This is a genomic window from Blautia sp. AM42-2 (genome assembly GCF_003480245.1).
GTDB classification, from domain to species: Bacteria; Bacillota; Clostridia; order Lachnospirales; family Lachnospiraceae; genus Fusicatenibacter; species Fusicatenibacter saccharivorans.
Genome location: NZ_QUIM01000016.1, coordinates 41,127 through 54,448, shown reverse-complemented (window position 1 = coordinate 54,448; position 13,322 = coordinate 41,127). Strand labels below are relative to the sequence as shown.

Annotated in this window: 12 protein-coding genes; 7 read left to right on the top strand and 5 right to left on the bottom strand. The window is 46.3% G+C overall.

The features are described from left to right. Positions 1-341 (bottom strand): plasmid mobilization protein (locus DW915_RS14250; RefSeq protein ID WP_118742338.1); only part of this gene is annotated, 341 nt, incomplete at its 3' end. Positions 342-690: 349 nt separating this feature from the next. Between DW915_RS14250 and DW915_RS16260 the strand changes: the two genes are divergently transcribed. Then, positions 691-816 carry a hypothetical protein gene (locus DW915_RS16260; protein ID WP_007037420.1) on the top strand — a complete coding sequence of 42 codons (126 nt, stop codon included), beginning with the start codon at positions 691-693 and terminating at the stop codon, positions 814-816. 152 nt (positions 817-968) lie between these two features. Here the strand turns inward: DW915_RS16260 and DW915_RS14240 are convergent, their stop codons facing one another. From DW915_RS14240 to DW915_RS14230, 3 genes are all read right to left on the bottom strand, one after another. Continuing rightward, positions 969-1,457 (bottom strand): hypothetical protein, encoded by a 489-nt coding sequence (locus tag DW915_RS14240; protein ID WP_002569239.1) that lies wholly within the window; start codon positions 1,455-1,457, stop codon positions 969-971. 87 nt (positions 1,458-1,544) lie between these two features. Beyond that, complete coding sequence (locus DW915_RS14235; RefSeq protein ID WP_117659805.1) at positions 1,545-1,913, bottom strand: hypothetical protein; 369 nt, start codon at positions 1,911-1,913, stop codon at positions 1,545-1,547. A 70-nt stretch (positions 1,914-1,983) separates the two neighbouring features. After that, positions 1,984-2,184 carry a DUF6199 family natural product biosynthesis protein gene (locus tag DW915_RS14230; protein WP_117659859.1) on the bottom strand — a complete coding sequence of 67 codons (201 nt, stop codon included), beginning with the start codon at positions 2,182-2,184 and terminating at the stop codon, positions 1,984-1,986. Between the two features lie 489 nt (positions 2,185-2,673). Between DW915_RS14230 and DW915_RS14225 the strand changes: the two genes are divergently transcribed. Further along, positions 2,674-3,711, top strand: a complete 1,038-nt coding sequence (locus DW915_RS14225) for a helix-turn-helix domain-containing protein (RefSeq protein WP_158581068.1) — start codon at positions 2,674-2,676, stop codon at positions 3,709-3,711. A 7-nt stretch (positions 3,712-3,718) separates the two neighbouring features. On the opposite strand, the gene DW915_RS14220 is transcribed toward DW915_RS14225, so the two are convergent. Continuing rightward, positions 3,719-4,864: a substrate-binding domain-containing protein gene (locus tag DW915_RS14220; protein WP_118742337.1), complete on the bottom strand. Its 1,146-nt coding sequence runs from the start codon at positions 4,862-4,864 to the stop codon at positions 3,719-3,721. Between the two features lie 291 nt (positions 4,865-5,155). Between DW915_RS14220 and DW915_RS14215 the strand changes: the two genes are divergently transcribed. From DW915_RS14215 to DW915_RS14195, 5 genes are all read left to right on the top strand, one after another. After that, the gene (locus DW915_RS14215) at positions 5,156-7,906 is read left to right on the top strand and encodes an alpha-mannosidase (RefSeq protein WP_118742336.1); all 2,751 of its coding nucleotides are present in this window, start codon (positions 5,156-5,158) and stop codon (positions 7,904-7,906) included. Positions 7,907-8,084: 178 nt separating this feature from the next. Further along, complete coding sequence (locus tag DW915_RS14210) at positions 8,085-10,295, top strand: glycoside hydrolase family 36 protein (protein WP_118742335.1); 2,211 nt, start codon at positions 8,085-8,087, stop codon at positions 10,293-10,295. A gap of 125 nt (positions 10,296-10,420) precedes the next feature. Next, on the top strand, positions 10,421-10,945 hold the full coding sequence (locus DW915_RS14205) for a spore maturation protein (RefSeq protein WP_118742334.1): 525 nt from the start codon (positions 10,421-10,423) through the stop codon (positions 10,943-10,945). 141 nt (positions 10,946-11,086) lie between these two features. Beyond that, positions 11,087-12,019: a cysteine synthase A gene (gene cysK / locus DW915_RS14200; protein ID WP_055221811.1), complete on the top strand. Its 933-nt coding sequence runs from the start codon at positions 11,087-11,089 to the stop codon at positions 12,017-12,019. Positions 12,020-12,146: 127 nt separating this feature from the next. Then, on the top strand, positions 12,147-13,055 hold the full coding sequence (locus tag DW915_RS14195; protein WP_117813097.1) for a LysR family transcriptional regulator: 909 nt from the start codon (positions 12,147-12,149) through the stop codon (positions 13,053-13,055). Positions 13,056-13,322 lie beyond the last annotated feature (267 nt).

The following is a 13,322-nucleotide window of genomic DNA, read 5'->3' as shown; positions in this document are numbered from 1 at the left end:
TCAAACTTTAGGGCAGCAAGGTCGGAAACCGCCGCCCGTACCTCCCCGGCAAGCTGCGGATAGGGACTGTGCCACTCGTTCAGCGTCCGGGCTATCTGGTTTAAGTTGCCGCCGATCCTCCCGTATTCGGCGGTCAGCTTCCCGACAGCGGCAAGCAGCTCGTCATTGATGGGGGAAACGGTTATGATGGGGCGTATGGCTGCCCCGGTTATGGCTTGCCGGATAAACTCGGCTTGGCTCATGTGGTAAGCAGAAAGCCGCTGGGCAAACTCGGCGTATTCTTCCTCGGTCATGCGTGTTTTGACTACCCGGCTGCGGTGCGGCGTGTTGTATCGTTTCATAGGTGGTTGACCTCCTTTCTGTGCGTGGTGTCCTCTCACTAATAGGAGAAAAACAGGGTGTGAAGCGGAACTGTTTTTGAAAAATCCGAAAAATATTTTGAGGGGTTTTTCAGCGGCGCAAGCCGCATAAGCAGGGTTTGGGGAAGGCACTCCCCAACAAGATTCCCGCAGGGGCAAAATGAGCGATAAGCGAATTTTGGCACCTCGGTAGAATCTTGCTCTAAGAAACTGCCGGCCTGCCGTTCACTTGCTACTGCCACTTTTTCAGAAAATCTATAACCAGCTTTTTTTATAAAAGGCTGCGGGCTGGCGTTTTTCCCTTACTCCCTACAAACCACAAAAGAGCAGAATGGACGGACTTTCCGGCAAGAACTTTTCCGGCGGCTCGGTCTTTCCCGACAATAAGGCGTTTCGGAAGCTGCGTTTTGCCCGCTGTCTGAAAAAAATGGCAGCCTTTTTTGGTTTCACTGTCTAATACGGAACTTTTGGAAATTTGCCAAAAATGGACGCAAAAAAAGCAGCAAATCTTTTTCGGATTTACTGCTTCATGTGCCGCTGCGGTGCGGCGGGATGGATATTCAGTTGAAATAAAAGAGGATGGTGGTACTTTAGTCTATCGACTCTTTACTAACTATTAGGTAATCTTGAAAGATTTTCCTTGAATTTATCTAAAGAATGTTCATTGTTTCCCGCAAAAATAAGTGGAATTGTATATTCATATGATATGCCATTTTCATAGTCCGATAATTGTATTTTTATAGTATCATCCCTCTCATCTTTAGGTGCTATATATATGAATGAATTTTTATTTATATCAGATATTTTCCCTTTTTCAGAAGAAACAGTATAACCCCAGTCTGTTAAATTTGTCTTTATTGTAACTTCTGTTTCTGTTTCTTTTCTAGTCTGCAATGCTGTTTTATCGATTTGGATATCAAAAGGAGTCGAACCTAACAATTCACTGTTTATATTTACAAGTTCTTCTCCATTTGTTTTAGAAATATTAGATTCATCTTCATAATTTTGTTGAGATTCATCTTTTGGTGTTTCTCTGTTACATCCTAATAAAAAGCATAAAATAATTAGTACTAATACAGAAAGTTGTTTTTTTTGCATTTATTTCTCCTTTCATATTATCAAAGAAAGCACTGAGAGTACTTTCAAGAAATTATGAAATATTCTCAATGCTTTCTATTTTTTCCATTAAATATCAACAAAAATCACTCGATGTCCATGCATACGCATTGAACCAACTGAATTATTTACTTCTGGTTTAAAGTATACTTCATTTCCCATCTCGCCAGTATTAAATTCAATACTCGGAGACACAAGATATGCCCAATTACTATCTTTTACGCTCTGTCCATCAAGATCGATAAGTTTTTCAAAATAGTCGGATAAAACTTTCCAACCAACTTGCCACCAATTTACTTTCCGCTCACTTTCATTAGTTTGTGTCGCTTCTGCCTTTGCTTCCGGCGATAACTCACTTGCAAAAGTCGTCGTACTTGCACCTATACATAGCGTTCCTATAAGTGCCAATGATATAACCTTTTTAAATATCTTATTCATACAGTTCACTCCTTTCTTGAAATTATTGAATTCGAATAATAGGATACAATTTAAGAACTATAAGGGTGTTTCATTTTATAATTAGATATATAATCATACCAACTGAACAAATAATAAAAAATACACCACCAATCCGCATTAATACTAAATATAGTTCGGTTGGTTCACCATTTTTTACTGTGAATAAATTTTCTATTTTCCATAATATTTTAGGATAACAGACCATACAAACTCCCAAAATCAATAATACCAACACCCATAAATAGTCCACCAAATTTCCCTCCTTTCAACTAAGTATCCTTGTATACATTTCTACACTATATCTTAGGATAATGTTACCATGAAAATGCCGATAAATCAAGCGTTATTCACGATATGATATGTAAAACCTCAAAAGATTTCGTCATTTTTAACAATGTTTGTTTGGAATAGTAGGGCTGCATATCAATTTTTATATGCTACTTTATGACACATAAGCATTACTATACGGGATATCGTTGGTGGACAGTCAATGCAAATTTTTTCAGAAATAAACAGCATTCTTTTCTCAAAAGCAGAAGATTTCTATGGAAAAAGAGAATTGTTACGTGGCTTTTTGAGGGAAAACAGGATATAATAGGAAACAAAAGTATACACCAGGTGTATGCTTTTATAAAATCAAAACGAAAAAAGCGGAAAAACAGAAAGAAAAAGAGTGAAAAAAGAGAAACAGTCAGAATGCGGGGGAATGACTGGACAAAAGGAAAAACGGGGTGCAACAATGAGAATTCAGGAAGTAATCAAAAAAACAGGATTGTCCAGGAGGACGGTTTATTATTATATCGATCAGAAGATGATCTCGCCTGTTGTTGATGAACATAACGGTTACCATGATTTTTCAGAAGCAGATATTCAAAAACTTTTTATCATCCGCAAGCTGCGCGAGGCAGGACTTTCACTGGCGGATATCCGCGCGATTCTTCACAAGCCGCGCACAACACCATTTTATCTGCATAAACAGCTGAATGCACTCCAGTCGCAGATGCTTACCATTCAGCAGACGATCAGCGAAATGGATCGTCTGAGCGGACAGCTTCCTGTGTGCCAGTCGCTTGACCAGCTTGCGGGGATGCTTGCAGATACCGATTTTTGCCCGGAAGATCCTACCCGGAATCAAATGGAATCCCGGGATGCCCGGCTGCTGGCACAGTATTTGTGGATGGCATATCTGGATACGCCGGTTACGGAATATCAGCAGTTTTTGTGGCAGAAAATCACACAGCATACGATTGAGCACGCAGGTACGGATTTGAAAATGATGTCCCGTTATTTACAGTACATTTCTCCGGAGCAGATTGATGCGACGAATATCAACCAGTATCTGCGCAATCAGAAAATTATCTCTCTGACGGAGGAAGATTATCCGGGTTTTATGGAAGAGCTGAAAGTTTCTTTGCTTGCGTTTGCGGTAGATCCAGTACAGCAGGAAAAATGGCGTCTTCTTTATCAGCCGGTGATCCATCCGACGGCGTTGTTCTGTGTATCCGTGAGCGGATGGATGCGGGAATTTCATCCGGCATACCGCCGCTATTATGAAAACACGCACACCTGCTGCCGGATGCTGAAAGATTTTATGGACAGTGATGAGGGAGCAGCGCTGAATGCGACACTGCGGGAGGCGTTCCAGGGAAATTGTGATGTGCGTACAGGATATTACGGAGAACTGGAAGTGGCGGCAACATTCCATAAAAGTATTTATGCATTGCTGCCGCCAGAGAAGATCCGAAAATTTCTGGAAGAAAATTCAGATGAAAAATGATCTGGTTTTAGGATTCTGTTTTTATCATTCGAAGCGAGGATGCCCGGGGAACAAGTGTCACCGGCAGCACAATTTTTTCCGGTTCCGCCGCAGGGTTTTCCAGTGTGGAAAGGAGAATCCGGCTGGCTTCCCGTCCGATGCTTTCAAAGTCCTGATGAATAGAGGTAATTTCAAGACTCCGGCTGAGACTCGTGTCATCAAAACCACAGAGGCAGAGATCTTCCGGAATCCTAAGGCCAATGGTACGGCAGGCGAGAAAGATGAGTTCGGCAACCTGATCATTTTCTGCGAGAAGTGCAGTAATTCCATTTTGCCGCAGGGTAAGGAGCTGCTGTTGAAAAGGTGTGATTTCTGTTGAAAGGGCATCTTCTGTAGAAAGTGCATGTGGCCAGGTGATAAGCTGCCGGGAATCGGGCATGATTCCGGCGGCTTTTATTTCGTGCAAAAATCCGCCGAAACGATCACGGACCGACGAGGTTTCGGAAAGGGGAGCTGTTGTGAAAAAGGCGATGTTGCGATGCCCCTGTTCCAGGAGGTGACGGGTGAGCTGCCGTCCGCCATCGTAATTGTCGCAGACAACATTGTTTAAATACGGACAGTCGGTCTGTTTGTCGATGATGACAACCGGGCGGTTTGCAAACAGGAAATCGTTTAACTGTTCCAGGTGGATATTGTCACGCTTGGGATAGTAGACAAGTCCGGCGATGTTCTGAGAACGGAGCAGTTCCAGTGTCGTACGTTCCTTCGGAGAGGAAGAGCCGGTGATATGAATGCTTAAAAAGTATCCTTTTTCGGCCAGTGCGGCACTTAAGGAACCAATCGTTTCCGAAATGTTTCCCTGTGTTGTGGCAAAGGGAAGCAGCAGGGAAACCATTTTTGATTTGCTGTCGTTTTCTGATGCGGAGGAGGAAACCGGTGGGATTTTCTGCGAGACAAAGCTTCCGACGCCGCGTTTTCGATACAGGATTCCTTGCTGTTCCAGATCTTCAATCGCCCGCTTTGCTGTGATGCGGCTTACCTCATATTGCTCCGAGAGCATTTTTTCCGTGCAGAACACGGCATCGGAAGAAAACTGTCCGGTGCGGATGCGCTCTAAAAGAGCTTCTTTGATGATTTCATATTTGGGTTTCGTTATTCTTTTATTTCTATCCATGTCTGTAAAATTCCTCAAATAGTATGATTGGTGACAACTGTATTTGTAAAAGTGTGATATCGACTTGCTTTGTATTATAATCTCGGGAAAAAGATAAGTCAAACTAAAAATGATATATCAAATAAAAAGAAAATGATATAAAATCATGGAAAAACGTGGAAATACTTGACAGAAGCATTGCGTTTTTTTATGATATGATATATCAAATCAACACGGCAATACAGGAACAAGACTTAATATAGAAAGAGTTTTAAGTTTGAAAATCATTTTTATAACAGGAGGAAACACATCATGAAAACAACTGTTCATATTATTTCCCATTCCCACTGGGACAGAGAGTGGTATCAGTCTTTTGAAAAACACAGAATGAAACTGATTGAGCTGGTAGACAATATTTTGGAAAAAGCAGAGAACGATCCGGAATTTGGTGGATTTTTCCTGGATGGACAGACGATTGCCCTGGACGATTACCTGGAAGTGCGCCCGGAAAAACGCGAGCAGGTGGAAAAATGCGTCCGTGAAGGAAAAATCCAGACTGGCCCGTGGTACATTCTGCAGGATGAGTTTCTGACCAGCGGTGAGGCATGTGTCCGCAATCTTCAGGTCGGCATGCAGGAAGCAGCGCGTTACGGAGCGATCGGAAATGTCGGTTATTTCCCGGATGCATTCGGAAATGCGGGACAGATGCCGCAGGTGCTGAAGCAGGCGGGCATGGATGCGGTTGTGTTCGGACGCGGTGTAAAACCGATCGGACCGAATAATGAGGTAACCGGAGGACAGTATGAGTCCACGTATTCCGAAATGATGTGGGCATCCCCGGACGGAACGAAACTGCCGGGTATTCTGTTTGCAAACTGGTATAACAACGGAGTGGAGATTCCGGTGGATGAGGCAGAAGCAAAAGTTTACTGGGACAAAAAACTGGCCGATGCGAGAAAATTTGCGGCAACACATCAGCTTCTGATGATGAACGGATGCGACCATCAGCCATTGCAGAAGGACATTACCGAGGCAATCCGTGTCGCACGGAAACTATACCCGGACATTGAATTTATTCATTCGGATTTCAAAACCTATGTAAAGGCAATGGAAAAAGAAATTTCCGAGAATTTCTCTACGGTAAAGGGCGAGCTGACAAGTCAGGAAACAGACGGAAGATGGACTCTGGCAAACACCGCTTCTTCCTGGATGGGACTGAAAGTGGACAACCGTGCCGGCGAAACAGCGCTGGAGCGGAAAGCAGAACCGGCGGCAGCCATGGCAGAGGTGCTTGGCAAAGCATACCCGGAAGACCAGATGATTTACAGCTGGAAAAAGCTGATGCAGAATCATCCGCATGACAGCATCTGCGGCTGCAGCGTCGATGAAGTAAATGAAGAAATGAAAACCCGCTTTGCGAAGAGCAGACAGGTGGCGGATGCGATTTACGATGAGAGTGTAGAATACCTGACCGATCAGGTGAATACCGCGGCACTTCCTGGAAACAGTGAAAAGATTCCGTTCGTTGTATGGAATACTTCTGGCACCGCGAAAAAACAGGTCATTGCAAAAGAACTGCATCTGTTCCGCGATTACAATCTGTTTGTATGGGATGGTTATGAGGCGGCCGAGGCGGTAGAAATGCCAAATCTGGTGCTTCGCGATGCAAACGGAAATGCAGTTCCGGCAAAAATCGAAAATGCAGGAATTTCCTTCGGGTACGATCTGCCGGATGACCGGTTCCGTCAGCCATATATGGCAAAGAAGGTGCTGGTAACGTTTGAGGCAGAAGTTCCGGCGATGGGATATGCAACATATTATCTGGAGCAGGCAGAGCCGGATCAGAACCAGGAAACCTCTGCAGATTTTGCGAATGAGCGCGTTCTGGAAAATGAAAACCTGAAAGTTACGGTCAATGAGGACGGTTCCTACCAGATTCTGAATAAGGAAACCGGAAGAACGTATGAAAATCTGGGACTCTATGAAGATACCGGAGATATGGGAAATGAATATATTTATATTCAGGACTCTGGAAAACAGACAATCACAACGAAAGGCATGAAAGCTGAGATTCGCTGTGTGGAGAAAAATGCATTCCGCACGGTAGTTGAGATCTGTCACGAAATGATGATTCCGTCCGGTATGGGAGAGGAACTGCAGAGACAGCGTGAGATGTGTATTGACCCATATACGCGTGTGGCAAACCGTTCGAAGGAACTGGTTCCGATGGAAGTAAAGACGGTTCTGACACTGGAAAAATCGGGAAAAGGCCTGCACGTTGCAACGACAATCTGCAATCAGGCAAAGGATCACAGAGTCCGCGTTGTAATGCCGACGGGTCTGAATACGTCTACGCATCTGGCAGATTCTGCCTTTGAGGTTGTAAAGAGAAATAACCGTCATAATGATACCTGGACGAATCCCTGCGGATGTGAAAGACAGCAGTGTTTTGCTGCAATGGAAGATGAGACAAATGGTCTTCTTGTGGCAAACCGCGGATTGTATGAATATGAGGTTCTGGCGGATGAGGAGAATGCGATTGCGGTAACGCTGCTTCGCTCCGTTGCGGAGATGGGTGACTGGGGTTATTTCCCGACGCCAAAGGCGCAGCAGATCGGAACGTTTACCCTGGAGTTTGAAGTTGTGCCGTATGCAGCCGGTAAGACGGGCGAGGCATTTACCGAGGGTTACGCATTCCAGCAGGATCTGACAGCAGCACAGGCCGGTCTTTCAAAGGCATGGCTCAGAAAGCCGGGTCAGGTAAAACCGGAACTCGTATCGGGCGAGATGCCGCTGGAAATGAGCTTCCTCCGCTTTGAAGGGGAAGGAATTCATCTGACGGCGTTTAAGAAGGGACTTGCAAAGGACGATCTGTTTGTGCGGTTTGTGAACAATATGCCGCAGGATGAGGTACTTTCCTTCCGAAAGGAGAGCTGGATGAAAGAGGTTTACCGCAGTAATGTAGTGGAAGAGAAGGGTGAGGTACTTTGCCCGGATGAGAACGGGGTGTATCATGTGACACTCCTGGAGTTTGAGATTGCGACGTTTGGGGTTGTGAAATAACGGCTGGCGCGTGAGCTGGGAGTGAGAACGGGAGGAAAGTCTGGATCCGCCTGAAGGGCGGATCGGCGCAAGATGGTTGAAAAGAATAGGATGGAAAAAGCAAGAATGTGCTGGACTTTAAAGGGGACAAGTTATATGCTGGAAATATGAGAAAAATTTCCAAAGGAGGGTTTTTAAGATGCAGAAATGGACGAGCAGGATTGAGACCCCGATCAAGGCAGAGCTGATTTGTTATGATGTGAATGGAATTCATATTGTGTTTGGGGTGACGGAAGAGAATCAGCTGAAGCTGTTTCATTTTTCACATGCACCGTTTGACGCGGAGAATCTTTGCCGGAAGCCGGATGGAGTGTGGATGATGGAAGGAATGCGGGAAGCTCAGATTAAGGAGAGCTTCCAGCTGGTGCAGGTGAATTTTTCGGGGTATAACCGGCCGTATGAGAAGCATGGAAATAAGTATATTGTGACGGCTCCGGGCTTTATGCTGAAGTTTGATTCGATTTCGGAGGAGAGAAATGAGAACGGGGATCTGCTTCGGATTGTGCAGTCGGATGATGTGACGGGCGCGAAGGTGGAGTCTGTGATGCAGTTTTTTGATGGGATTCCGGTTGCGAGAATGTACAATACAGTGACGAACGAAGGAAAGGAAGACCAGACACTGGAGTACATTTCGAGTTTTAGTTACTGGGGTATTGAGAAGGAACAGAAAGAGGGAATTCCAGAGCTTGTCAGCTCGGATGACAAGATGTCGATGGTTGTGGTTCACAATGGATGGCAGAAGGAGCTGACGGTGAAGAAGTACCGGTTTGCAGATCTTGGCATGGCGCAGACGCAGCCGCATAATTATCAGAGAACTTCGAAGACGATTGAGATTACGAATACGGGCAACTGGTCGGCGAAGGAATATGTGCCGATGGGATATATTGGAAACAGTGCGGCAGATTCGAGTCTGTTTTTTGAGATTGACCACAGTGGTTCCTGGCATTATGAGATCGGAGATCAGAACTGCCATTTTTATCTGGCGGTGAGCGGTCCGACAGAGATTCAGTCACACTGGTCGAAGAACCTGAAGCCGGGAGATTCCTTTACAACGGTTCCGGTGGCTGTCGGCGTAGGTCATGATGATTTCGAGGAAGCGATTGGTACTTTGACGAAGTACCGCAGAAAGATCCGCCGTCCGAACAAAGATAATGAAAATCTGCCGGTTATTTTCAATGATTATATGAATTGTCTGTTTGGAGATCCGACCACAGAAAAAGAGTTCCCGCTGGTGGATGCGGCAGAGAAGGCCGGATGTGAGTATTTTGTCATTGATGCCGGCTGGTATGCGGACGGCAACTGGTGGGACAGTGTCGGTGAGTGGCAGGAGAGTAAAAAGCGCTTTCCGAATGGAGTGCGTGAGGTGACGGATTATATTCGTTCGAAGGGCATGATTCCTGGTGTCTGGCTGGAGCTGGAGGTTATGGGTATCAACTGTAAGAAGGCTTCCATTCTGCCGGATGAGTGCTTCTTCCTGCGCCACGGCAAGCGTGTGTATGACAGAAGCCGTTATCAGCTGGATTTCCGTCATCCGCTTGTGATTGAGCATGTGACCGAAGTCATCGACCGTGTGGTACGGGACTACGGTGTCGGCTATATCAAGATGGACTACAATATTGAGCCTGGTATTGGTACGGAAGTGGATGCAGACAGTTTTGGAGACGGTCTTCTGGAGCATGAGAGAGCGTATCTGGCATGGCTGGACGGCATTTATAAAAAGTACCCGGATCTTGTGATTGAGAACTGCTCGAGCGGCGGTCTCCGCATGGACTATGCGATGCTGGCGAGAAACAGTATTCAGTCGACGAGTGATCAGGAGGATTACCGGAATTATGCGACGATCTCGGCGAATGCAGCCATCGGCGTGACGCCGGAGCAGGCGGCGATCTGGTCGTATCCGCTGCGGGACGGCACCGAAGAGGAAGTTATTTTCAATATGGTGAATGCGCTGCTGCTTCGTATCCATCAGAGCGGCCACCTTGCAGAGATTTCGCCGGAGCGGTTTGATCTTGTAAAAGAGGGAATTGACTGCTACAAGGAGATCCGCAGCGGCATCAAGGACGGCGTTCCGTTCTGGCCGATGGGATGGGCGGATAATGAGGACAAGCACCTCGCAGCCGGCATCCGCGTGCCGGGGGATGTGATTTATCTTGGTGTATGGAGACGCGGCGGAGAGGCTGATTTTGAAGTTCCGCTGAACCGAGCATTCCCAGGGAAAGAGCTGGAGGTTTCCTGCATTTACCCGAAAGCATGCGGTGATGTATTCCATTACGATGATTACAGCAAAAAACTGAAGGTCCATTTTCCAGAGACGTATATGGCGCGGCTGTTTCAGATTAAAATGAAATAAAGTAACGATTCAGAGCCCCATTTCGCATGGTGCTGAATCGTTACGAAATAAAAACATAAATCCCCACCCACGGAATAAATTGTATGGAGTGTATCTTCAGCAATGTTTTTCGGGGAGGGGATTTTTTGCGTATTCTTATGGTACTTTCAGATCTTATGGTTCCCCTGCTGATCTTTTATGTGGTCGGATTGGGGCTTTTGATGAAGCAGGATGTGTTCGGAGATTTTTTGAACGGGGCAAAGGATGGCATGCGGACTGTGATCGGGATTGTGCCGACGCTGATCGGGCTGATGGCGGCGGTCGGTGTGCTGCGGTCATCGGGATTTCTGGAGGATTTTGGAAAGCTGCTCGGAACGGTGCTGGAACCGGCGGGGATTCCTTCTGCCCTGGTGCCGCTCGGGGTTGTGCGCCTCTTTTCCAACAGTGCGGCGGTGAGTTTGCTGCTGGATCTCTACAAAGAGGCGGGGTGTGATTCCTTCGCCGGACGGGCGGCTTCGATTATGATGTCGTGCACGGAGACGGTTTTTTATACGATGGCGGTCTATTTCGGAGCGGTCCACATCAAAAAAACGCGGTACACACTGGCGGGTGCATTGCTCTCTTCCCTGGTCGGAATGGCGGTCAGTATTGCGCTTGCAGGTCTGCTCTAACCATCTTTTCTGATCATATCAGTGAAATGTGTTGACATTTTAAAACGATTGGAATAAGATGGAAACAACTTAAAACATACAAACTCAATAGGAAATAGGGAAATAGAGAAAAAGCGAGCAAAAGTAAGGAGGAAATCAACGATGGCAAAGGTATATGACAGCATTCTGGATCTTGTAGGAAAAACTCCGCTGGTAGAACTGAAACGAATTGAAGAAAAAGAAGGACTGCAGGCGAAACTGATCGCAAAAGTAGAATCCTTCAATCCGGCAGGAAGCGTCAAAGACCGTATCGCAAAAGCGATGATCGAGGATGCTGAGGCAAAAGGTCTCTTAAAAGAAGGTTCCGTTATCATTGAGCCGACTTCCGGAAACACTGGAATCGGACTGGCAGCGGCAGCTACCGTAAAAGGCTATCGTATGATCCTTACGATGCCGGAAACCATGAGCGTAGAGCGCCGCAACATTGTAAAAGCATACGGCGCAGAGGTTGTTCTGACGGACGGAACAAAGGGTATGAAGGGTGCGATCGAGAAAGCCGATGAGCTTGCAAAAGAGATCCCTAACAGCTTTATCGCAGGCCAGTTCGTGAACCCGGCAAACCCGGCAACCCACAAAAAGACAACAGGTCCGGAGATCTGGGAAGATACCGACGGAGAGGTTGACATCTTCGTTGCAGGTGTCGGCACCGGCGGAACGATCACCGGAACGGGTGAGTATTTAAAAGAGAAAAAACCGGAAGTAAAAATTGTAGCAGTAGAGCCGGCATCCTCACCGGTACTGTCTGAGGGTGTTTCCGGACCGCATAAAATCCAGGGAATCGGCGCAGGTTTCGTGCCGGAGACTCTGAATACCAGCATTTACGATGAAATCATCAAGGTAGAAAATGAGGATGCTTTCGAGACCGGAAAATATCTGGCAGCCGAGGAAGCCATTCTTGCAGGAATTTCCTCCGGAGCAGCGCTGTATGCGGCAATTCAGCTGGCAAAACGCGAAGAGAACAAGGGCAAAACCATTGTTGTGCTTCTGCCGGACAATGGAGACAGATACTATTCTACCCCTCTGTTTGCAAAATAAAGATTGAGAGCGGTATGCTCTGAATCGAGACATCATGCATAAATGTGTAAACTGCCATCCGCGGAACTCTCCTCTCCGCGAATGGCAGTTTCGTATATCAAATTATACCAGAAAGGGAACTTTACTTATGACACTACAACAGCTTCGCTACGTAATCCAGGCCGCGGATTCCAGATCGATGAATGAGGCGGCGAAGGCACTCTATATTTCACAGCCAAGCCTCTCGGGCGCGATCAAGGAGCTGGAAAAGGAGATTGGAATTGAACTGTTCAAGCGCAGCAGCCACGGAACGGTGCTGACCCCGGAGGGCGAGGAGTTTTTAGGCTACGCGCGCCAGGTTACCGATCAGTATCAGCTTCTCGAAAACCGCTATGTTTACCGCACGAAAGGCAAGAAAAAATTCAGTGTGTCGATGCAGCATTACAGCTTTGCCGTGAAGGCATTCGTGGAGCTGGTGAAACAGTTCGGCATGGATGAATACGAGTTTGCCGTTTACGAGACGAGAACGTACGATGTGCTGATGGATGTGAAGAACTTCAAGAGTGAACTCGGCATCCTGTATCGGAATGATTTCAATGCGAAAGTGTTGAACAAGCTGATGAAGGATAATAACCTGGAATTCCACGATCTGTTTTCCTGCGGAACATACGTCTACCTCTGGAAGGATCATCCGCTGGCGGACAAGACTGAGATCACCATGGAGGAACTGAAGGAATATCCGTGTCTGTCGTTTGACCAGGGAAGCAATAACTCGTTTTTCCTGGCGGAGGAAGTGCTTTCTACGTATGAATATAAGAGAATTATCAAGGCAAACGACCGCGCAACGATGCTGAACCTGATGGTCGGCCTGAACGGGTATACACTCTGTTCCGGAATCATCTGCGAGGAGCTGAACGGCAGCGATTACCGTGCTGTGCCGCTTCACGCGGATGAAAATATGATGATCGGCTACGTTTCCAGAAAAGGAATGTCGATCAGTGCGATGGGACTGCAGTATCTGGAGGAGATCCGGAAGTATAAAGAGTTTGTACTATAAAAATTGATTTGCGTTTGCAAACCGGGTATAGGAAATTCAAAAGAAAGTGCAATGGCAGTAAAGATATGATATAGGAAAAACCTATAACCAGCCATTATTTTTCTGTATTAGACAAAACAGAAGACAGCCGCTATAATATCCCTTGTAAACAGATAGGAAATATCACAAAAGCGAGAGGAAGCGAAGTCAATGAGAGCAGTTTTCGCAGAGAATCGAATCGTGATCTATGATGTCATGTGTTGCAGCGTAAGCAGATAAATCCAGAAT

What these genes read in the sequence shown, in the direction of transcription:
- DW915_RS14240 (WP_002569239.1), bottom strand. Translation starts at nt 1,457, where the DNA reads ATGCAAAAAAAACAACTTTCTGTATTAGTACTAATTATTTTATGCTTT.
- DW915_RS14225 (WP_158581068.1), top strand. Translation starts at nt 2,674, where the DNA reads ATGAGAATTCAGGAAGTAATCAAAAAAACAGGATTGTCCAGGAGGACG.
- DW915_RS16260 (WP_007037420.1), top strand. Translation starts at nt 691, where the DNA reads ATGGACGGACTTTCCGGCAAGAACTTTTCCGGCGGCTCGGTCTTTCCC.
- DW915_RS14220 (WP_118742337.1), bottom strand. Translation starts at nt 4,864, where the DNA reads ATGGATAGAAATAAAAGAATAACGAAACCCAAATATGAAATCATCAAA.
- DW915_RS14235 (WP_117659805.1), bottom strand. Translation starts at nt 1,913, where the DNA reads ATGAATAAGATATTTAAAAAGGTTATATCATTGGCACTTATAGGAACG.
- DW915_RS14210 (WP_118742335.1), top strand. Translation starts at nt 8,085, where the DNA reads ATGCAGAAATGGACGAGCAGGATTGAGACCCCGATCAAGGCAGAGCTG.
- DW915_RS14195 (WP_117813097.1), top strand. Translation starts at nt 12,147, where the DNA reads ATGACACTACAACAGCTTCGCTACGTAATCCAGGCCGCGGATTCCAGA.
- cysK (WP_055221811.1), top strand. Translation starts at nt 11,087, where the DNA reads ATGGCAAAGGTATATGACAGCATTCTGGATCTTGTAGGAAAAACTCCG.
- DW915_RS14215 (WP_118742336.1), top strand. Translation starts at nt 5,156, where the DNA reads ATGAAAACAACTGTTCATATTATTTCCCATTCCCACTGGGACAGAGAG.